This window comes from Vibrio sp. (genome assembly GCF_047973365.1).
Taxonomy (GTDB): Bacteria; Pseudomonadota; Gammaproteobacteria; order Enterobacterales; family Vibrionaceae; genus Vibrio.
Genome location: NZ_JBKEBW010000111.1, coordinates 1 through 19,845 on the forward strand (window position 1 = coordinate 1; position 19,845 = coordinate 19,845).

The 19,845-nt window shown below is 43.8% G+C and carries 18 protein-coding genes and 1 pseudogene; 7 read left to right on the plus strand and 12 right to left on the minus strand.

Annotation, left to right across the window (positions count from 1 at the left end):
- On the plus strand, positions 1-531 hold a 531-nt coding region (locus tag ACK5MF_RS14240; protein WP_416923262.1), incomplete at its 5' end, for a group II intron maturase-specific domain-containing protein.
- Between the two features lie 217 nt (positions 532-748).
- On the plus strand, positions 749-1,276 hold the full coding sequence (locus ACK5MF_RS14245) for an NADPH-dependent FMN reductase (protein WP_416923263.1): 528 nt from the start codon (positions 749-751) through the stop codon (positions 1,274-1,276).
- Positions 1,277-1,457: 181 nt separating this feature from the next.
- Here ACK5MF_RS14245 and mnmC read toward each other — a convergent pair whose 3' ends face one another.
- Entirely contained in the window at positions 1,458-3,464 is a 2,007-nt protein-coding gene (gene mnmC, locus ACK5MF_RS14250; protein ID WP_416923264.1) for a bifunctional tRNA (5-methylaminomethyl-2-thiouridine)(34)-methyltransferase MnmD/FAD-dependent 5-carboxymethylaminomethyl-2-thiouridine(34) oxidoreductase MnmC, read from the minus strand.
- 168 nt (positions 3,465-3,632) lie between these two features.
- On the opposite strand from mnmC, the gene fabB reads away from it, so the two are divergent.
- The 3 genes from fabB (at position 3,633) to ACK5MF_RS14265 (ending at position 7,261) form a co-directional block, all read left to right on the plus strand.
- Positions 3,633-4,802 (plus strand): beta-ketoacyl-ACP synthase I, encoded by a 1,170-nt coding sequence (gene fabB / locus ACK5MF_RS14255; protein WP_416923278.1) that lies wholly within the window; start codon positions 3,633-3,635, stop codon positions 4,800-4,802.
- A gap of 316 nt (positions 4,803-5,118) precedes the next feature.
- Positions 5,119-6,264, plus strand: coding sequence for a 4-phosphoerythronate dehydrogenase (locus tag ACK5MF_RS14260; RefSeq protein WP_416923265.1), 1,146 nt, complete (start codon positions 5,119-5,121; stop codon positions 6,262-6,264).
- Positions 6,248-7,261: an aspartate-semialdehyde dehydrogenase gene (locus tag ACK5MF_RS14265; RefSeq protein WP_416923266.1), complete on the plus strand. Its 1,014-nt coding sequence runs from the start codon at positions 6,248-6,250 to the stop codon at positions 7,259-7,261. The genes ACK5MF_RS14260 and ACK5MF_RS14265 overlap by 17 nt, the downstream gene beginning before the upstream one ends.
- A gap of 253 nt (positions 7,262-7,514) precedes the next feature.
- Here the strand turns inward: ACK5MF_RS14265 and ACK5MF_RS14270 are convergent, their stop codons facing one another.
- The 10 genes from ACK5MF_RS14270 to ACK5MF_RS14315 form a co-directional block, all read right to left on the minus strand.
- On the minus strand, positions 7,515-8,477 hold the full coding sequence (locus ACK5MF_RS14270) for a family 43 glycosylhydrolase (RefSeq protein ID WP_416923267.1): 963 nt from the start codon (positions 8,475-8,477) through the stop codon (positions 7,515-7,517).
- A gap of 71 nt (positions 8,478-8,548) precedes the next feature.
- Positions 8,549-9,547 carry a LacI family DNA-binding transcriptional regulator gene (locus ACK5MF_RS14275; protein ID WP_416923268.1) on the minus strand — a complete coding sequence of 333 codons (999 nt, stop codon included), beginning with the start codon at positions 9,545-9,547 and terminating at the stop codon, positions 8,549-8,551.
- Positions 9,548-9,651: 104 nt separating this feature from the next.
- The gene (locus tag ACK5MF_RS14280) at positions 9,652-10,965 is read right to left on the minus strand and encodes an ABC transporter substrate-binding protein (RefSeq protein WP_416923269.1); all 1,314 of its coding nucleotides are present in this window, start codon (positions 10,963-10,965) and stop codon (positions 9,652-9,654) included.
- A gap of 141 nt (positions 10,966-11,106) precedes the next feature.
- Positions 11,107-12,012: a carbohydrate ABC transporter permease gene (locus ACK5MF_RS14285; RefSeq protein WP_416923270.1), complete on the minus strand. Its 906-nt coding sequence runs from the start codon at positions 12,010-12,012 to the stop codon at positions 11,107-11,109.
- 2 nt (positions 12,013-12,014) lie between these two features.
- Positions 12,015-12,890, minus strand: coding sequence for a carbohydrate ABC transporter permease (locus ACK5MF_RS14290; RefSeq protein WP_416923271.1), 876 nt, complete (start codon positions 12,888-12,890; stop codon positions 12,015-12,017).
- Complete coding sequence (locus tag ACK5MF_RS14295) at positions 12,887-13,987, minus strand: ABC transporter ATP-binding protein (protein ID WP_416923272.1); 1,101 nt, start codon at positions 13,985-13,987, stop codon at positions 12,887-12,889. Before ACK5MF_RS14295 ends, ACK5MF_RS14290 begins: the two co-directional genes overlap by 4 nt.
- 346 nt (positions 13,988-14,333) lie before the next feature.
- Positions 14,334-14,783 carry a ferric iron uptake transcriptional regulator FcrX gene (gene fcrX / locus ACK5MF_RS14300; RefSeq protein WP_416923273.1) on the minus strand — a complete coding sequence of 150 codons (450 nt, stop codon included), beginning with the start codon at positions 14,781-14,783 and terminating at the stop codon, positions 14,334-14,336.
- Positions 14,784-15,279: 496 nt separating this feature from the next.
- A complete protein-coding gene (fldA, locus tag ACK5MF_RS14305) occupies positions 15,280-15,804 on the minus strand; it encodes a flavodoxin FldA (protein WP_416923274.1) in 525 nt (174 codons plus the stop codon).
- 55 nt (positions 15,805-15,859) lie between these two features.
- The gene (locus ACK5MF_RS14310; RefSeq protein WP_117233393.1) at positions 15,860-16,081 is read right to left on the minus strand and encodes a DUF2788 domain-containing protein; all 222 of its coding nucleotides are present in this window, start codon (positions 16,079-16,081) and stop codon (positions 15,860-15,862) included.
- A gap of 116 nt (positions 16,082-16,197) precedes the next feature.
- Entirely contained in the window at positions 16,198-16,962 is a 765-nt protein-coding gene (locus ACK5MF_RS14315) for an alpha/beta fold hydrolase (RefSeq protein WP_416923275.1), read from the minus strand.
- 92 nt (positions 16,963-17,054) lie between these two features.
- Here ACK5MF_RS14315 and seqA point away from each other — a divergent pair, with 92 nt between their 5' ends.
- Both seqA and pgm read left to right on the plus strand, forming a co-directional pair.
- On the plus strand, positions 17,055-17,660 hold the full coding sequence (gene seqA / locus ACK5MF_RS14320; RefSeq protein WP_416923276.1) for a replication initiation negative regulator SeqA: 606 nt from the start codon (positions 17,055-17,057) through the stop codon (positions 17,658-17,660).
- A gap of 137 nt (positions 17,661-17,797) precedes the next feature.
- Entirely contained in the window at positions 17,798-19,444 is a 1,647-nt protein-coding gene (gene pgm, locus ACK5MF_RS14325) for a phosphoglucomutase (alpha-D-glucose-1,6-bisphosphate-dependent) (RefSeq protein WP_416923277.1), read from the plus strand.
- Between the two features lie 73 nt (positions 19,445-19,517).
- On the opposite strand, the pseudogene ACK5MF_RS14330 reads toward pgm, so the two are convergent.
- Positions 19,518-19,845 (minus strand): annotated as a pseudogene (locus ACK5MF_RS14330) (DUF1853 domain-containing protein); the annotation flags it as partial.

Genomic DNA, 19,845 nt, shown 5'->3' on the forward strand with positions numbered 1-19,845 from the left:
GAGAAAGAGCTGAAACTGACGGTGAACGAAACAAAATCTCACATAGCTCATAGCGATGATGGAGTGAAATTCCTTGGTGTAGAGATCGGGAGTGAATATACCCGTATACAGCCCAAGAAATTAGTAGAGTTCAAAAAGAAGTTGAAGCAGATGACGAAACGCAATGGTGGAAAACCCATAAGTGAAGTTATCAAGAACTTAAATCCTGTATTAAGAGGGTTCAGTCAATACTTCAGGATCGACAATAGTGGCTGGGAATACTCAAAGATAGCAGGATGGCTGAGACGAAGACTTCGCAGTAACCAACTGAAATTATGGAAGAAACCGGAGCGGTTGCACAGAAGGCTAAAACAGCTTGGATATAAGCCGCCGTTTAGATTTATCCGAATGAGTAGTTGGAGAAATGCGCCAAGTCCTCTAGCCAGTTATGCGATGCCAAACCAATGGTTCAACGAACTGGGGTTGGTAATGCTTGAGCAAGTCGGTACAGGGTATGTGTTTAGCAATTATGCTGAATGGAAGTATGCATGAGCCGTATACGAGGTAAGTACGAACGGGTCTGTGAGAGGGATGAGGCGGTAACGCCTCACCCTACTCGATTTTGTATAAAGAAAACCCCTTGCTAGGCTGGTGGGTCAGTTTCTTCTTATTCAAAATTTTTGAATGACCACATGCAATTATTCTGCTTGTCGATGGTGTGTTCAAATATTAATCTAGCTACATCGAAACAGCACACAGGATTATCATCATGAAAGTCATCGCATTCGGAGCAAGCACTAGCTCAACGTCTATTAACAAAGCATTGGCAACTTATACAGCAAACTTGATTGATGGTGCTGAAGTGCAAGTGTTAGATATCAACAATTACCACGTACCAATGTACAGTGAAGATCTTGAAAAAGAGATTGGTCAAGCAGAAGGCGCATTAGGCTTCCTACGTGATTTAGCACAAGCGGACGCTTTTGTTATCTCTTTTGCAGAGCATAATGGTCACTATCCAGCAGCATATAAAAACTTGTTCGACTGGGCGACTCGTATCGACCGCGAAGTGTTTAAAAACAAACCTGCTGTTTATCTAGCAACTTCACCGGGTCCTGGTGGTGCAACATCTGTGTTGGCAGCAGCTTCTGGCTCTGCGGCATATTTTGGTGGCAACGTGAAAGCAACCGTTTCAGTACCAAGCTTCTACGACAACTTTGACTTAGCAGCTAGCGTTGTAACAAACGAAACCGTCGCAGCTCAACTTAAAGAAGCGGTAGCAAAACTGGTTGCTTAATCTTTAAGACTGATGACAACATCAATGACGTCATTGCAGAATTTCGGAACGAAATGTCTGGAATCTAATAAAAGCATCGCTGTAGCCAGATTCCAGCTTTCGCTAAAATGACGGAAAATACTTTGTCAGCAAACTCAAGCCTCGTATTCGCGAGGCTTTGTTTCATCCAACTATTTTTCCGTCAACGCTTTCTTTTACGCAACTTCCTGACCCACATTCTGCTTGGATGAAGAGTTTCAAGCACATCATTAGGTAGAGGTAATGGATCGCCAGCCATTTGTGAAGCGAGCAGTTCAGCCATGAGTGGCGCGGAGCTTAAACCGCGAGAGCCCAATCCAATTAATGCGTACAACTGGGGGTATTGCGCAATGTTAGCAGCGTTGTTCTCACTCATATCACTGAGTTCTGAATATTGCTCTGTTATTGCTTCAAAATTCCCTACGTTACCGACAAACGGCAGATGATCTCGGCTGACGCAGCGAATGCCCTGACGAGATAGGTTTTCGCTAACATCAACACTGTCTGGCCAGATTTGCTCAGGTAAGCAGTTTTTCAAACGCTGCGCGTTTTCAACTTGTGCTTGTGGGTCAAACTCTTGATCTAAATGCGAGCGATCGTAACTTGCGCCAATACAGTGATGTAGATTGTTCGGGTTACATGGTGTCATATAACCGTCGTAGCAGAGCACAGTCTTTAATTGTTGTAATTCGTTGTTGGTGGGGATATGACTCACCTGACCTTTTACTTTACCGAGAGGGACAAATTGTGTTTGCGTCAGGCTATCGAACAGATGCCCAGTGGCAATCACAACCGCTTGGTGGTGAAGCTTTTTCTCTCCACAGGTCAGTTGCCACTGTTTGTCTTCTACTTGCCAGTCGAGCGAATCCACATGATGCTGGTAGTAAACCTTTAGCTTACCTTGTTGCCCTAGCTCAGCAATTAAGCCTTGAGTTAACTGAGCAGGGGACAGCCAGCCGCCCATAGGGTAGGAGAGACTTTCCACATCTGCTGGCAATCCCACCATTTGGTTGGTTTGTTCAATATTATGTTTGGATACTAATTCCGGCGAAAAGTCCGCTTTCAACATGCTGTCCAGTTTCTTGGTCGATTTTTCATCCCACATTAATTGGCTAACACCACACCAATCATGGTCAAAAGAAATGGTTTTCGCTGCTTGTTCGATAAATTGGCGGGCAAATAGAAATGCCGGAGCAAACACGCGCGACACGCCTTGGTGCTCACCATTAAGCAACGGATACACCGCGCCTTGTCGATTGCCGGATGCACCATTCGCGGGGGCTTCATCTTTACAGTAGAGAGAGACGTTAATACCTCTAGCCGTTAAGCTTTTGGCAAGAGTTGCACTGGCAATACCGCCGCCAATAATCGCAACATCGTGTAAGTTATCGGTCGCTTCGACATGAAACCAAGGTTTTACGTTGCTGTATGCCGCTTTCTCTTTCAGCTTACCGGCAATCATTTCTCGCTTGGTGCCAAAGCCTTTGACTTTCTTCATATCAAAACCCGCATCGATAAGACCACGGCGTACGAAGCCCGCTGCCGTGAAGGTTGCGCAAGTACAATCTTGTTTAGCCAGCTTTGCCATACCATTGAACAGTTCTGGGTTCCACATTTCTGGGTTTTTGCTTGGTGCGAAACCATCTAAGAACCAAGCATCAACCACACCATGCTCAAGGGTAGGAACTTTAGGCATGCAGTGTTTTATATCGCCAAACCACAAATCCAGTGTGACCAAACCATCTGCTAACACAATACGGTGACACTCGGGGACGGCTATCGGGTAGAACTCGTGTAATTGTTTTGCGTATTGAGCGAGTTCTGGCCACGATTCATGGGCTTTGATGAGATCGGTTTTACTGAGCGGAAATTTCTCAAAACTTATGAAATGTAACGATTGCAGTGTCGCATTAGGGTTTTGCTGTCTAAACTGTTCAAATAGCTGCCAAACTGCGAGAAAGTTTAATCCAGTACCGAATCCTGTTTCGGCAATGACAAAACGTTTTTGATCATAATCTTGCCATCTTTGCGGAAGATTATTTTGTGTGAGAAACACATAGCGGGTTTCTTCCAGTCCATTGACGTTGGAAAAATAAACATCATCGAATTGGTCAGAAACAGGGGTTCCGGCATCATTCCAGCCAAGCTGAGCGTTAGTAATGGATGTCATTGTAGGATTATTCTTTCAAATTGAACGAAATATTGCCGAGATTGTACGGATTTATGGGAAAGCTGACCACTTTTGCAGTCCATCTTCGTTATCATTTAGCGAAATCTTGAATAATAGGAATGTCACATGAAACGAGTCGTAATCACCGGTATGGGTATTGTTTAAAGTATCGGTAACAACGTCGAAGAAGTTTTATCGTCTCTTAAAGCTGGCAAATCAGGCATCACAGGCTCTGAACAATTCAAAGAGCAAGGTCTTCGCTCTCAGGTTTGGGGTAACTTAAAAATGAACCCTGCCGACCATATCGACCGCAAACAAATGCGTTTTATGGGTGATGCGGCTGCATTTGCTTACCTGTCGTTAGAGCAAGCAATTGCTGATGCTGGTCTGACGGACGAGCAAGTTTCTAACGATCGTACTGGTATCGTTGCGGGTTCAGGTGGTGCATCATCACTGAACCAAGTCATAGCCGTAGATACCCTACGTGAGAAAGGTGTTAAGCGCATTGGTCCATATATGGTACCGCGTACAATGTCTTCAACAGTTTCTGCTTGTTTGGCAACTCCATTTAAAATTCGTGGTGTGAACTACTCGATTAGCTCTGCATGTGCAACTTCTGCACACTGTATCGGTAACGCAATGGAACTTATTCAACTGGGCAAACAAGACATCGTGTTTGCTGGTGGCGGTGAAGAGCTAGATTGGTCACTGACTATGATGTTCGATGCCATGGGTGCATTATCAACCAAATACAACGACACTCCTGACAAAGCATCACGTACCTATGATGCAGACCGTGACGGTTTTGTTATCTCTGGCGGTGGCGGTATGGTTGTTGTAGAAGAACTTGAGCACGCACTGGCTCGTGGCGCGAAAATCTACGGTGAGATCGTAGGTTATGGCGCGACTTCTGACGGCTACGACATGGTTGCTCCATCAGGTGAAGGTGCGGTGCGTTGTATGAAGATGGCAATGCAAGGCATCGACAAAGTGGATTACGTGAATACTCACGGTACGTCAACGCCAGTGGGTGACGTGAAAGAGTTGGGTGCTATTCAGGAAGTTTTCGGTGGCAACAGCCCTGCGATTTCTGCAACCAAAGCAATGACTGGTCATGCTCTAGGTGCAGCAGGTGTGCATGAAGCGATTTACTCAACGCTTATGCTGCACCACGGCTTTATTGCTCCAAGCATTAACATTGAAAACCTAGACCAAGCGGCTGATGGTTTGGATATCGTTACCGAAATGCGTGAGCAAGAGCTGACAACCGTTATGTCAAACAGCTTTGGATTTGGTGGTACTAACGCCACTCTAGTCATCAAGAAGTACCAAGCTTAAGAGACCAAGGATACCGTAAGGTCATACCCATTGGAGTTGCAGTTTAATTCGTTACTTAGATTGGTATGTTGGTTTCCAGAACCGATTAGCTAGCCTAATCAAACAGACGCTGACTTTGTCCCATGGAGAGCGGGACAAGATCCTTTTGTTCTGGATATTGCCCAGTGGCTATCATGGTCACTGGGTATTTTTATTTTGCAACCTAAAGTCTATTATCCTCGACAGGTTACGCTCTTTTTAGCACAATGCCTGCTAACAAAAGTCAACCGCTCCCCAATGATTCAACTTTGGGTTAACTTCCGGGCGAAATTCTGCAATGAAAATCTTAATCGATGAAAACATGCCATACGCTGAAGAGTTGTTCAGCCAATTGGGCGAAGTAATTCTTAAACCGGGGCGTACACTGACGGCTGATGATTTAGTTGATGTCGATGCGTTAATGATCCGCTCCGTGACTAAAGTTGACGAAGCATTATTAAGCAAAGCAAACAAGTTGCGTTTTGTTGGTACTGCGACCGCAGGTATGGACCATGTAGATCAAGCGTTACTTGAACAGCGTGGTATTTTCTTTACTGCGGCACCGGGCTGTAACAAAGTTGGCGTTGCTGAATACGTAGTTAGTGTGCTGATGGTATTGTCGCAACAACATGGTTTTTCTATTTTTGAAAAGACCGTTGGCATTATAGGTGCTGGACAAGTGGGTACTTACCTTTCTGAGTGTTTAATAGCAATGGGGATTAAGGTTTTACTTAACGATCCACCTAAGCAAGCAGAAGGGGATAGCCGCGAATTTACGCCATTGGATGAGCTTCTAACCAAAGCGGATGTGATTACTCTGCATACGCCAATCACCACTGACGGCGAATGGCCAACGCATCATTTGATTAATCAACACGTGTTAGAAAACCTGACTAGCGACCAGATCCTGATCAATGCTGCCCGTGGCCCTATTGTGGATAACGCGGCATTGAAAGCGCGCCTGCAAAAACAAGATGGTTTCATCGCAGCTTTAGATGTCTTTGAATTTGAGCCAGTAGTGGATATGGATCTGCTGCCGCTATTAGCATTCGTCACGCCACATGTGGCAGGTTATGGCCTGGAAGGTAAAGCGCGCGGAACAACGATGATTTTCAATAGTTACTGTGAGTTCATCGAATCAAGTGCGTGGGCAAACCCTTCAGCTTTGCTTCCAATTGCACCCGTGCCAAAAGTGATACTGGAACGCGCTTGGGACGAAGCAACATTATTTAATTTGATTCAACTCGTCTACGATGTAAGAAAAGACGATGCGCAGTTTCGTCGTGAAATCGGTCAACCGGGTGCGTTTGACTTAATGCGTAAGAATTATTGGGACAGGCGTGAATACAGTGCAATCACCTTGGTGGGTGATGAACAGTCCAACTTAGCACCGCTAGAAAAATTAGGTTTTAGAATTGAGGTAACCAATGAGCCAGCAATTTAATGTAGCAATCTTCGGCGCAACAGGCGCAGTCGGTGAAACCATGTTAGAAGTTCTCAAGGAACGTAAGTTTCCGGTTGATGAACTGTTTTTGTTGGCCAGTGAGCGCAGCGAAGGCAAAACTTATCGTTTTAACGGTAAGTCGATTGAAGTGCAAAACGTAGAGAACTTCGATTGGTCTCAAGCGCACATCGCGTTGTTCTCCGCAGGTGGTGACTTATCAGCAAAATGGGCGCCTATCGCGGCTGACGCGGGTGTTGTGGTTATCGATAACACATCACAATTTCGTTACGACTACGATGTACCGCTGGTTGTGCCAGAAGTGAACCCAGAAGCCATTGCTGAGTTTCGTAACCGCAATATCATTGCCAACCCGAACTGTTCAACCATTCAAATGTTGGTGGCGTTAAAGCCGATTTACGATGCAGTAGGCATTGAGCGTATCAACGTATCAACGTATCAGTCTGTTTCTGGCGCGGGTAAGTCTGGTATTGACGAGCTTGCTGGTCAAACAGCGAAACTGCTGAACGGTCTGCCAGCGGAAAACAATGCTTTCAGTCAGCAAATCGCGTTTAACTGTATTCCACAAATCGATGTATTCATGGAGAACGGTTACACCAAAGAAGAGATGAAGATGGTGTGGGAAACGCAAAAAATCTTCAACGACCCTTCTATTATGGTCAATCCGACCTGTGTTCGAGTACCTGTATTCTACGGTCATGCCGAAGCGGTTCACATTGAAACCAGTTCACCGATTGATGCAAGCCAAGTGATTGAACTGCTCAAACAAACCGAAGGTGTTCGTGTATTTGAAGGCAATGATTTCCCGACTCAAGTACGCGATGCCGGCGGTATTGATGAGGTGTTGGTTGGCCGTATCCGTAACGACATCAGTCACCATAGCGGTATCAACCTATGGGTTGTGGCTGATAACGTACGTAAAGGCGCAGCAACTAACGCAGTGCAAATTGCAGAAGTATTGATTCGCGATTATTTCTAAATTGGCTTTTCGATAATACCATCTGGAAAACTTTCTGATCAGTGAATGGGTTTCGATAAGCAAACCCTCCGAGCCATGGAAGGGTTTATGAGTGTTTGTGTTCGACGCCCATTCGCTGCTCCACTAATGCCTAATTTGATCATATTTTTACTTAGAACGGTATAAGTCGGTATTGAACACAAATTTATCAGCTAATCGATGTAAAAAGGGAGTAGTTTTACAACGACTCCCTTTTATTTATTGGCTGGTAAGGTTATTCAACCCATTCAATTTCTTTCTGCGGTGTACCCCAAATAGGCAAGCCATCTTCAGACCACTCGATGGGCTGCACGCATGCATGGCGGTTTGGATCCCACAGCGGGTCGCCTTCAATACCTTTGTAATTACGAGCATGGTAAATCATATAATCTTTGCTGCCGTCTTTACTGGTGGTAAAGCTGTTATGACCAGGCCCGAAAATCTCTTTCTCTTCCACGGTTGCGAAAATAGGTGTCGGTGATTTCATCCAGTTTGCTGCGTCCAGCAAGTCAGCATTCTCGTCGATAGAAAGCACCCCCATGCAGTAACGCTCATCGGTCGCACTGGCGGAATAAGTCAGATGGATTTTGCCATGGCGATGTAAAATCGCTGGCCCTTCGTTGACTAAGAAACCACGCACTTCCCAATCAAACTCCGGTTTAGTCAGAAGGACGGGTGTGCTCGAAAGGGTCGTCGGTGAATCCATTGTTGCGATATAAAGACAAGAGTTGCCAGCAATGACCGCATCTTTCTGAGCCCAAATGTAATACCACTGCCCATTGTGTTTGTAGCAAGTGGCATCTAGGCAGAAAGTCGAAAGACCGCTATCTACTTGAGTTGGTTCGCTCCATTCTCCTGTCAAAGGGTTTTCACTCTCAGTGGTGATGGCATACATGCGATGCTGAAACGCATTATTGACGATTTCACGGTTTGGTGCGGCGGCAAAGTAGATTGCCCACGTACCGTCAATGTAGTGAATTTCAGGAGCCCATATCAGATCAGAATATGCACCTGTATCTGGTTTATGCCATACATCAACGATTTCAGACGTGGTTGCCAATTGGTGGATATGTTTAGCTCTGCGCAGTTCCAGGCGGTTATATTCAGGCACTGACGCAGTAAAGTAATAGTATCCGTCGGTATGTAGATAGACGAACGGATCGGCTCTTTGCTCAACCAATGGGTTGTTAATAATCATAGCGGCTCCTAGCCATGAATATCATGGCAATACAAATTTAGAATTTTATGAATTGTTATACCGATAAACAGTTATGCCGATTCTCGTGGAATTAAATCGCCTTCAATTTTCACCATCGAAACCTCTGGGTTTGTTGATGAAAGCAAAGTTTCCACCGCTATTCGTCCCATTTCATCGTAAGGTAAATCGACAGAAGTGAGTGAAGGAGTCAGTTCGCTAGCCAGAAGCTGGTTATCGTATCCGACAACTGCAACATCTTCAGGTATTCTGAGATTATGATGAGCAAGTGCCTGATAGACACCAATCGCCATCAGGTCACTGGCGCAAAAAATAGCGCGAGGACGACTAGTTTGAGAAAGCAATTGTTCAGTTTCGCGGTAACTCTGTTTTACCGACCAGTTACCCGCTTTAATCCACTCTTCATTAACTAAGATATCGGCATTGGTGAGTGCTTGACGAAAACCTCGCAAGCGTTGGATTGACGAATCCGACCAACTTTCACCCGTGATCATGGCGATATCTCTATATCCTTTATTGATCAGGTACTCGGCAGCGCGATAACCGCCTAAAAAATCAGAGGTTAAAACACTCGGTATATCTTGCAGGTATTGAGGGTTAGTGCAGTTCAAGAACAGCATTGGCAACTGAGAGTTGATCGTACCTTCAATTTGCGCTGGCGTGTTTGAGGCAACAATCAAAGCGTCGTATCCACTATTGTCGATGACGGTTAGCATGCTGTTTTTAAGCTCGTCATTATCTTCATAGTCGAACACGGTCAGAATAGCATCGAGTTCCCAGGCTCGAACTTTGGCCGCGGTGATTGCGTTAATAAACGGGTCGTGCATGTTCATACTGTTGGTGAGTAGTGCTATGCGGCGATGAGATTGAGTGTGTAACACATTGGATTTGAACTTATAGTTCAACTCTTTCGCTTTACTGAGCACTTTTTCTCTCGTCTCGTTAGATACTTTCACGTTGTCTGAACCGTTGAGAATTACGGATACAGTCGGTTGTGATACGCCAACAGCGGTGGCGATATCTAACATGGTGACTTTTTTCTTCTTTCGCATAGCTCTACTTCTTTTTAGTCATTTTTAGTTCATTGGAGCTGAGTCCATTTGTTGGTGCACAATGAGCTCAACTCCAACGTTTCACGGGGCCATGACGTTGTCTGTTATAGATTACTTAATACATCGTTGATGCGGCTTTCGGCATCAGCAAGTGCTTCATCTACGTCTTTTGAACCCATGATAGCTGCTGCCAGCTCTTCACCTATGATGTCTTGCAGTGCCCATTGACGCTGTACGCCAGCAGGAAGACCACGACCCGTTTGTGTCACTGATAAAATGTTTGAACGATGTGGCAGAGATAAGAATTTCTCATCTTTTAGCACGCTCACTACGCTTGGTAGATGACCGGTACGAGCCCATTGACCATCATTTTCCGCGAAGAATTTAAACAGTTTTGCGATTGCAGCATCTTTCTCGTCGTCACGACGTTTGTTCGGCACTACCCATGAGTGTCCATCGACATAATGAGCCTTCGCACCTTGGTACAAGAATGGATAAGGCACAGCTTCATAAGCGTTGTATAGTGGGCTATCCGCTTGCGCAGCCTGTTCGTCATAAGAACTTAATAACCAGTTACCGTTTAGTAAGATACCGCCTTGACCGTTGCTAAATGAAGATACGGTTGCAGGGTAGTCCATGTTTTTGGTTGTTAAGTCTTCTTCGTAAATGGTTTTAAATAGATTTACGATGTTTTTTGCTTCCGGCGTTTGCAGTGATACTTTCTCTGGGTTAGCAAAGAAGTCGCTGTTTTGCTGGAACAGGTAGGTATAGAAAAGGCGTGTATAAGCGGCAGTTTCATTTGAGAGGATCTGAATGAAATAAGGTTTACCCGTTGCTTGTTTAAACTGTCTTGCTTGAGCTAATAGCTCTTCTGCAGAATTAGGAATGATAGGTTTTCCGTCAGCATCAACCAGTTTTGCTTCTTTCATTAGCTTCATATTTACGTGATAGAGCATGGTCCATGTGTCGATTGGCAGACCGTAAAACTCGCCTTCACGTGTTACACCATCAGTCGCGGTTGGTGTAAATGTAGATTTGTCGATGCTCTGCATTTTCAAGAAGTCATCAATAGGAACGATCAAGTTACGCGACTGATAATCAGAAATCACCGAGTTATGCATAGTCACCACATCTGGTGGCGTACGAGAAGCCATTTGCGCGGTTAGCTGGTCATACCCAGGCCATTCAACGGTAGTGACTCGTACATCGATGTCTGGGTTTTCTGCATCGAATTTATTGAGCAGAGTGGTCATGATTCCACATTCGCCATTTGCAGCACTGACATCCACAGATTTTGCGTATTCTGCTTCGCAAGCACCGAAAAAGCGCTGGACGTTCAACTCTGTTTTCGCGATAGCACTGCCGGCAGACAAAAGGCAGCCGATGGCTAATGACAATGTAGAGATGTAGGGTTTCATATCTAAAAGCCTTATTATTTTATTGTTTAATGTTTACCTATTCATACGGCTTACTTGAGTAGGCGGTTTATGTAACGGTAAAGCTTATTCGAATCTTGTATTGCTTTATTGACCTTTTAATCTTCTTCTTTCAGACCGGAGTTACTGTTTCACAGCACCACCGGCTACAGCGGTAACGATGTGTTTTTGGAAGAAAATGTAAACTAGGATGATGGGTATCGCCGAGAATATGGCCTGCGAACTCAAAAAGCCTAGACCTTCACTTTGTGCGAAGTTGGTTTGTGACGATGCGATACCAATGGTGATGGTGTACATCGACTTATCTGTCGCCGAAATCAACGGCCAGAAGTAATCATTCCATGAGGTTAAGAACGTCAAAATTGCTAAGGTTGCTTGCGCAGGGATGGTCAGTGGTAACAACACTTTCCAGAAAATTTTGAACTTTGAGGCATTATCCATCATTGCTGCTTCATCAATTTCTTTCGGTATGGCTTTGAAGAACTGGGTCATCAAAAACACGCCAAATGGCGCCGATAAGCCGGGAAGAATCAAACCTAAATAGGTGTTGTGAAGATGGAATTCACTGAATAACTGATGTCGAGCAATAATCACCGCCTGCTCTGGCACTGCCAAGCCCATAAGCACAATCACAAACAGTGTTTTTTTCATTGGGAATTCTAGGCGCGCGAAGGCATACCCAGCAAGAGAAGAAAGCGTCAGCACACCTAAAGTCATACATCCCGATACGATTAAGCTGTTCATCAGCCAATGGAAAACCGATGAATTACGGAAAATATCGAGGTAGTTTTGCATGGTATAAGGGAAGCGGAACACCGCATCTGTACCCAGCATCAACTCTTGGTTGTCCTTTAAACTCAAACCAACCATCCATAAAAATGGGGCCACCATGATTAATGACAGTACCAATGTGAGCCACAGAATGGCTCGGTTGGTCTTCTGAGAGTTTGGTTGATAGGTCATCTGTTTTTTCGCCGAAGATGAGTCGGCAATCTCTGAAGATAGGTTCATTTTCGTTGCACTCATCATAGTTATCCTTTCTTACGGCTAATCATAAATTGCGCGACAGCAGCCACGAGAATGATCAGGAACAGGATTTGCGAGGCCGCAGCCGCCATACCTATATCCCAGCGACGGAATCCGGCATCATAAATAAACATAACAATGGAACGTGATGTGTTATTTGGCCCGCCGTTGGTCATTAACAGCGCTTGACCAAATAACTGGAACTGCATAACGATTTCGATAATAGTGACTAAAATGATGGTGCGCGTAATCGAAGGCAGGGTGATTTTGCGAAATGTTGTCCATTTGCTCGCGTTATCCAGTTGTGCCGCTTCGTACAAATCTTTGGGAATTTGTTGTAATGCAGCGGTGAACAGAATCATCGGCAAGCCCAAACACCACCAGATGGTCGCGATAGCGATAGATTTCAGTGCCCAGTCAGGGCTTGATAAAAATGGAATCGCTTCTAAATTGAACCACTTGAATACCATGGCCATAAAGCCATCATTTGGAATAAAAATGATGCGCCAAATGAGTGTTACCACTGTCACGGATAGAATCGTCGACGCAAAAAATACCCCACGCAGAATATTCGCGGTTCTGGTTTGTTGGTTCAGCGCCATTGCCAAACCTAAACCAATGACAACGAGGGCTGGTACGGTAAGTAAAACGAAGTAACAGGTGTTCCAAACGGTTTGGATGAATATCTTGTTGTCGAAAAGACGGATGTAGTTATTCCAACCGACAAATTTTCCTGGGCCAAACAGGTCAACTTTCTGAAAACTTAAATAAATTCCCCAAAATAGTGGCAATGCAATCATAAAGATGAACACCAGCAAGTAGGGCGTGATGAAGAGAAAGTTTCCCCAACGGTTTTTCGTTGCGGGGCTCATTAAACTCATAGCTCACCCCCGTGGTAGGCTTTTTCGCTCTCATCAAACAGATGAACAGAATCGAAGTCGATGTTTAAACCTACTTGCTGATTGGTTTTTAGGTGACGTTTGCTACTTGCTTCGGCAATCAGCATTCTGCCATTTTCTAATGAAACGTACACTAAAGTACGGTCGCCTAAACGTTCGATAAAAGTCACTGTACCTGTTGTATGAGTGGTTTCATCACCTTCAGTAATGACAACGTCTTCCGCGCGTACGCCCATTTCAAATCTTTGATTTAAAGGTAAGCTGTGAGTGTTGATGGTTGAGTGAATTGGCGCGAATTTGTCAATATGGATAACGGCTTTTCCATTGACCTCTTCAACTTTATCGACGTCAAAGAAGTTCATGGCTGGGGAGCCAACAAAGCCCGCAACAAACTTACTGGCTGGGCGCTGATAAATTTCAATTGGTGTGCCAATTTGCTCGATACCTTTGTTATTCAGAATAACGATGCGGTCAGCAAGGGTCATTGCTTCAACTTGATCATGAGTAACATAAATCATGGTGGCGTTTACACGCTGGTGCAGTTGTGCCAGTTCGATACGAGTGCGACTGCGAAGTGCAGCATCAAGGTTAGATAGCGGTTCATCAAACAAGAATGCGCTAGGTTCACGGACGATAGCACGACCAATTGCCACCCGCTGACGTTGACCGCCAGAAAGTTCCGCAGGCTTACGATTTAACAGGTGTTCAATTTCCAAAATTCGTGCAGCTTCAGAGATACGCTGCTCAATCACGGATTTTTCAGTACCGATATTTTTCAGCCCGAAAGTCATGTTTTCTTCTACGCTCATGTGCGGGTAGAGTGCATAGTTTTGAAAAACCATCGAGATATTACGATGACCCGGCGCTAAGGTGTCCAGACGTTTTCCATTCATCCAAATTTCGCCTTCACTAAGGCTTTCCAGCCCTGCAATCATTCGTAAAAGGGTCGATTTACCACAGCCCGACGGACCAAGAAATACAATAAATTCACGTTCTTTAATATGGAAACTAATGTCATTTAAAACCATTGAACCATCATATGCTTTGGTTAGATTTTTAATCTCAATCGATGTTGCCATGGGTTCGTCCTTTGAATTCGTTCTTGTAGGGTGTTGTATTTTTGTTTTGATTAATAATATAACTAATATTATTAGTTGATGGTTGTTCAAGTGTTGAAAGTGACAATAGATCACAAAATGACCATTAATTGTTGGGATAAATAATTGTCGGATCACATTTAAAGAGAGTGAAATAAGAATGCTACCAATTTAGGTATGTGAGTTAAGTCAAGGTTGAAATGATGTTGCTGAAAAGAGTTGCAATGCGAAAGTGATCTGAGATTTTTTATCTGACGAAAAATAAAAAAGCCGAGTGATTTTGCTTCACTCGGCTTTTTCATTCAGATTTTTGTACTGGCAAACAGAATTATTTTTTCAGTTTGTGTGCATCTGGATTTTGTTTACAAGTTCCGTCACCGCATTTCCCGTACAGGTAAAGGCTGTGGTTAGTCAATTGAACGTTGTATTGTTGTGCAATTTCTTTTTGACGATGTTCAATAATTTCATCAGAAAATTCAATTACTTCACCACAATCTAGACATACAAGGTGGTCGTGATGGTGCTGAGTTGATAATTCAAATACTGATTTCCCACCTTCGAAATGATGGCGAGTGACTATACCTGCATCATCAAATTGGTTTAGAACTCGATAAACCGTTGCAAGACCGATCTCTTCGCCAAGATCAATCAGCTTTTTGTAGAGCTCTTCAGCACTAATATGTTGGCACTCAGGCTGTTGCAAAACTTCTAAAATCTTTAGCCGTGGTAGGGTTACTTTAAGACCAGCATCTTTTAGCGCTTGGTTATTGTCTGACATATCTCTTCCTGTTGATGATCTGCAGTAAATAACAGAATTCAATGTTGCTCAACATTATAGGTTACTCGCACTAAACAATAAACCACGAAGTTCAGAGGGTTACTAGAGTTTTCTTTTAAAGTTGTGCTATGTCGCTGATAAAAAGGATTAGATCAGTTACAATTATTTAACATTAATTCTGTCTTTATTGACGCCGTATGCGATTCCTTTTGCGAGCGCAAGCGCTAAGCAATTTAGAGTCTAAGGTACGAATAGCATGAATAAAATACTCTCGAAACTATACTCTTCCTACTTGAAGCTGCAGCGCTTTATTTTTGGCATGGGGACTGCGCTCGCTCACCCCAATCACATAGCTTATCTATGTTCATGGGGATTCGCTTACTTGCCGCCTACCTGCAACTTCAAGTAGTTTGAGTATATATAAACCTAATATTGTGAATCACGCATAAAACAAACCCTAGCACTGCTAGGGTTTGTTTTACAATCAATCAGATTATTATTCTAGCTCAGCAAGACACATCTCTTCGTATACTTGCTGTACCCATTTAGTGACACGCTCTTCTGTTAATTCAGGTTGGCGGTCTTCATCGATACATAGACCAACGAAGTGATTTTCATCAACAAGCGCTTTCGATGCTTCAAAATCGTAGCCTTCTGTTGACCAGTTGCCGACAATCGTTGCGCCTTTTGCTTCAATAATGTCGCGCACCGTACCCATCGCGTCACAGAAGTATTCTGCGTAATCTTCCTGGTCGCCACAACCAAAAATAGCCACTAACTTAGTTGAGAAGTCAATAGCTTCTAGTTCTGGGAAAAAATCATCCCAGTCACACTGAGCTTCACCGTAATACCAAGTAGGGATACCCAGCAGTAAAAGATCGAAGTTATCGATGTCCTCTTTGCTGCTTTTAGCAATATCTTGAACATGAACCAGATTTTTACCGAGTTGTTTTTGAATCATCTTTGCAATTGCTTCGGTGTTACCTGTATCGCTACCAAAGAAGATACCTACACTTGCCATAGAGCTTTTACCTTTGAATTGTTATGGGTTGCGGGAAATCGAAACGCTGGTTAAGTTAACCCAGACCTGTGCCTTCCCAACTCAGTTGGATAAGCCCTTTTGCGATAAACCCTGCACAACCTAAAAATAGAACCAACCAAACAATACGACGACCAAAAACGGGAACATTGCCTTGTTTTAACACATCTTTAATCGCCATCCCGATTAGGAAAAATATAGATGCAAAAAGCAAGTCGAGCCCGATTGATTCGAGCACATTCATGTAGTCGTACAGCATGGGTATCCTTTATGCCAATTTGCTTGCGCGCACTATACCATTGTTATTAAGCAAAGTTAATGGATGCAACATTACCGAATTCACACTTACTCTGCTTATTGTTTATCAATTGCTCTTTAGTCAATAAATTTACGAATTGCTCGTAATACTTCAGCCGGCTTTTCTGCATGCAGCCAGTGACCGGTATTGGCAATTACGTGTGCTTTGGCTTGCTTAAACTGCGCTTGAATTTGCGGTTGATGTGCTGAAGTTAAATAATCCGAATTGCCACCTTTAATAAAGAGTGTTGGAATATCAGAAGGTTGAATCGTTTCCCAACCGATGATATTCCAATAATTCTGTTTGATGCTTGGCACGTTGAAGCGCCAAGTCATCTGCTTATCTATTTTGGTTAGAGACTTACCTAAGAACTGGCGAACACCTTCTTCATCTATATGTTGAGCTAAAAGATCCATCACTTCACTGCGAGATGCTGGTTTGTTTTCAAGTACGGAATCTAAGCCTGCGATAACGGCATCATGTTTGCGCTGAGTGTACTGCACCGGTGACATATCCAACACCACGAGTTTTGACACTTTTTCTGGGGCAATATCTGCTAGCTTCATGGCAACTTTGCCACCCATTGAATGACCAACAACAATGGCTTTTTCGATATTTAAAGCTTCGAGAAGCTGTTTTACATCATTAGCCATCAGTGTGTAGTCATGTTCATCGCTATGAAATGACTGACCATGGTTTCTCAAATCAATACTTAGTACCTGGTGATCGATTTTCAGATCGCGTGCGAGCAGCCCCAAGTTGTCTAAGTTACCAAACAAGCCGTGGATCAAAACAACGGTGTGACCCTCACCTTCGAGTTTATAATTTAGAAGTGCTGACATTTTATCTTATTAGTGATTGGTTTAACGTAGAGTCTCGGCAAAGATCTCGCTATAATCCCTAAGAGTTTAAACATTGAGATTGTGAAAAGCGAATGAAAACAATAGAGGTTGATGAGGATCTATACCGCTACATCGCGGGTCAAACCCTCCATATCGGTGAGAGCGCGTCTGATATTTTGCGTCGTCTGTTGGCTGTAAACAGCAAGAGTACATCTTCTGCAAAGCCAGAAGCTCCTGTTGTGATTGCTGAAGCGAAAGGTATTCCTGTTCAGCAAGGTATTTCTGTTCAACAAGGCATTTCGGTTCAACAAGGTCTTGTTGTCAGCAAAGATGCCGTACAAAACACGAAAGTGGATAGCGTAAAAGAGATGCGAACTCTGCTTATTTCTGATGAATTTGCAGAATTAAAGAAAGCCATTGATCGCTTTATGCTCGTGCTGTCTACGCTTTACCGCATTGACTCGGCAAGTTTCTCCGATGCGATGTCGGTGAAAGGGCGTAAACGTGTTTACTTTGCTGATAATGAGCAGACTTTGTTAGCAAATGGTCAAACTACCAAACCCAAAGCGATCCCGAATACGCCGTTTTGGGTTATTACCAATAATAACACCAGCCGTAAGCAGCAGATGGTTGAGCAAGTTATGACTCTGATGAATTTCCCAGCGGACATTATCGAGAAAGTAACCAACGCTATCTAATCGTTACCTAAAAAGAAAGCGCGATCTAAATCTCGAACTTGAAAAACAAAAAAGTCTGATTTAAACCTCATAATGCACAATTCAAAGTCCGTATTATGAGGTTTTATTTTTGTCTGAATTTTACAAAGGATGTCACAATGGCTATGCACCCTCGTGCAGGACAGAAAGCGCAACAACAAGATTTACATAACATCCCAGCGCTAGTTGCAAACTACTTCCTACTTCAACCGAATCCAAGTAACCCTGCTCATAAGGTGGAATTCGGTACTTCTGGTCACCGCGGTACAGCGGATAAATCCACTTTCAATGAAAATCATATTTTAGCCATTGCACAGGCAGTGGTTGAAGTTCGTGCAGCACAAGGTACAACAGGCCCTTTATTTGTTGGCAAAGATACCCATGCTCTTTCTGAACCAGCATTCAGCTCTGTTGTTGAAGTGCTGATTGCCAATGGTATCGAAGTGATTGTGCAACAGAACAACGGCTATACACCAACACCGGGTATTTCTCATGCGATCCTGACTTACAACTTAAAGCATGAAGCGAAAGCAGACGGTATAGTGATCACTCCGTCTCATAACCCACCTCAGGATGGTGGTATTAAATATAATCCGACCCATGGTGGCCCTGCGGAAGGTCAGTTAACCAAAGCGATTGAAGATCGCGCTAACGAAATCATTGCTAACAATATGCGAGATGTAAAACGTGTTGCGGTTAGTGAAGCAAAACAATCTCCGCTGTTCAAACAAGTGGATTTGGTGAAGCCTTATATTGATGACTTGGTTAACGTTATCGATATGGAAGCGATTCAGAAAGCGAATCTAAAAATTGGTGTTGATCCATTAGGCGGAAGCGGTATTGATTACTGGCGCCAAATTGGTAAAGCATACAACTTAGATTTAACGCTGGTTAGCGAAGCAATTGACCCAACGTTCCAGTTTATGTCTTTAGATAAAGACGGTGTGGTTCGTATGGACTGTTCATCACCTTATGCGATGGCTGGTTTGCTTGCGCTTAAAGATGAGTATGATCTGGCATTTGGTAATGACCCAGATTACGACCGTCACGGTATTGTTACGCCTAAAGGTTTAATGAATCCAAACCATTTCTTAGCAGTATGTATCGATTACCTATACCGCCATCGTGACGGTTGGGGCAAAGAGGTTGCTGTAGGTAAAACACTGGTATCCAGCGCGATTATCGATAAGGTTGTTGCGGATCTTGGTCGTGAACTGTGCGAAGTGCCTGTTGGCTTCAAATGGTTTGTTGATGGCTTATACAGCGGTAAATTTGGTTTTGGTGGCGAAGAGAGTGCAGGTGCTTCTTTCCTACGTAAAGATGGCACGCCTTGGTCAACAGATAAAGACGGCATCATCTTGTGCTTATTAGCGGCTGAAATTACCGCTGTGACGGGTAAAAATCCTCAACAGTATTACGATGAGTTGGCAGCTAAACACGGTGAATCTAGCTATAACCGTATTCAGGCTGTGGCAAATGGTCCGCAAAAAGATGTATTGAGTAAGCTCTCTGCTGAAATGGTGGCGGCGCAAACTTTGGCGAGTGACCCAATTACCGCTCGCCTTACTCATGCGCCGGGTAATGGTGCGGCAATTGGTGGTTTGAAAGTGACGACAGATTTCGGTTGGTTCGCGGCTCGTCCTTCTGGCACTGAAGACATTTACAAAATCTACTGTGAGAGCTTCAAAGGCGCTGAGCATTTGGCTCAGATCGAGAAAGAAGCTCAAGAAATCGTAAATCAGGTGTTTAAAGCCGCTGGTTTATAGTTTTTATTGCGTAAATTAAAAATGAAGAGAGGCGACTGGGTCGTCTCTCTTTTTACATTTGAGATAGTAATAATTAGATGGCTTGTTCTTGCACTGGCCATTTCTCTGGCAATATGAACCAGAATACGCCTGATTCAGATTGGCAATGCACAAAACCTTCTTGCGGTTCTGAATAGCGTTGAGAAGTTTCGTTTCTTCCTGTTAGCCACTGAGCTTTATCCAACAGATAGAGTGGCTCTTTAATCAAGTGTGCTTGTGATTGATAACACCAACGGCCTTGAATCTGGTCAGGATTGATAGAAAAGCCTAAACACTCATCTGGAACGGGTTCGGGAGTAAATGGGTTGATATACAATCTACCTTGCATCAGAAGGTGCTGCGAAGCGTTCGACCATAGAGGA

Coding starts and splice junctions, on each gene's coding strand:
- ACK5MF_RS14295 (WP_416923272.1), bottom strand. CDS start 13,987: ATGGCAACATCGATTGAGATTAAAAATCTAACCAAAGCATATGATGGT.
- ACK5MF_RS14245 (WP_416923263.1), top strand. CDS start 749: ATGAAAGTCATCGCATTCGGAGCAAGCACTAGCTCAACGTCTATTAAC.
- ACK5MF_RS14275 (WP_416923268.1), bottom strand. CDS start 9,547: ATGCGAAAGAAGAAAAAAGTCACCATGTTAGATATCGCCACCGCTGTT.
- ACK5MF_RS14290 (WP_416923271.1), bottom strand. CDS start 12,890: ATGAGTTTAATGAGCCCCGCAACGAAAAACCGTTGGGGAAACTTTCTC.
- ACK5MF_RS14310 (WP_117233393.1), bottom strand. CDS start 16,081: ATGCTGTACGACTACATGAATGTGCTCGAATCAATCGGGCTCGACTTG.
- ACK5MF_RS14280 (WP_416923269.1), bottom strand. CDS start 10,965: ATGAAACCCTACATCTCTACATTGTCATTAGCCATCGGCTGCCTTTTG.
- ACK5MF_RS14315 (WP_416923275.1), bottom strand. CDS start 16,962: ATGTCAGCACTTCTAAATTATAAACTCGAAGGTGAGGGTCACACCGTT.
- fcrX (WP_416923273.1), bottom strand. CDS start 14,783: ATGTCAGACAATAACCAAGCGCTAAAAGATGCTGGTCTTAAAGTAACC.
- seqA (WP_416923276.1), top strand. CDS start 17,055: ATGAAAACAATAGAGGTTGATGAGGATCTATACCGCTACATCGCGGGT.
- ACK5MF_RS14260 (WP_416923265.1), top strand. CDS start 5,119: ATGAAAATCTTAATCGATGAAAACATGCCATACGCTGAAGAGTTGTTC.
- pgm (WP_416923277.1), top strand. CDS start 17,798: ATGGCTATGCACCCTCGTGCAGGACAGAAAGCGCAACAACAAGATTTA.
- ACK5MF_RS14285 (WP_416923270.1), bottom strand. CDS start 12,012: ATGATGAGTGCAACGAAAATGAACCTATCTTCAGAGATTGCCGACTCA.
- ACK5MF_RS14265 (WP_416923266.1), top strand. CDS start 6,248: ATGAGCCAGCAATTTAATGTAGCAATCTTCGGCGCAACAGGCGCAGTC.
- mnmC (WP_416923264.1), bottom strand. CDS start 3,464: ATGACATCCATTACTAACGCTCAGCTTGGCTGGAATGATGCCGGAACC.
- fldA (WP_416923274.1), bottom strand. CDS start 15,804: ATGGCAAGTGTAGGTATCTTCTTTGGTAGCGATACAGGTAACACCGAA.
- ACK5MF_RS14270 (WP_416923267.1), bottom strand. CDS start 8,477: ATGATTATTAACAACCCATTGGTTGAGCAAAGAGCCGATCCGTTCGTC.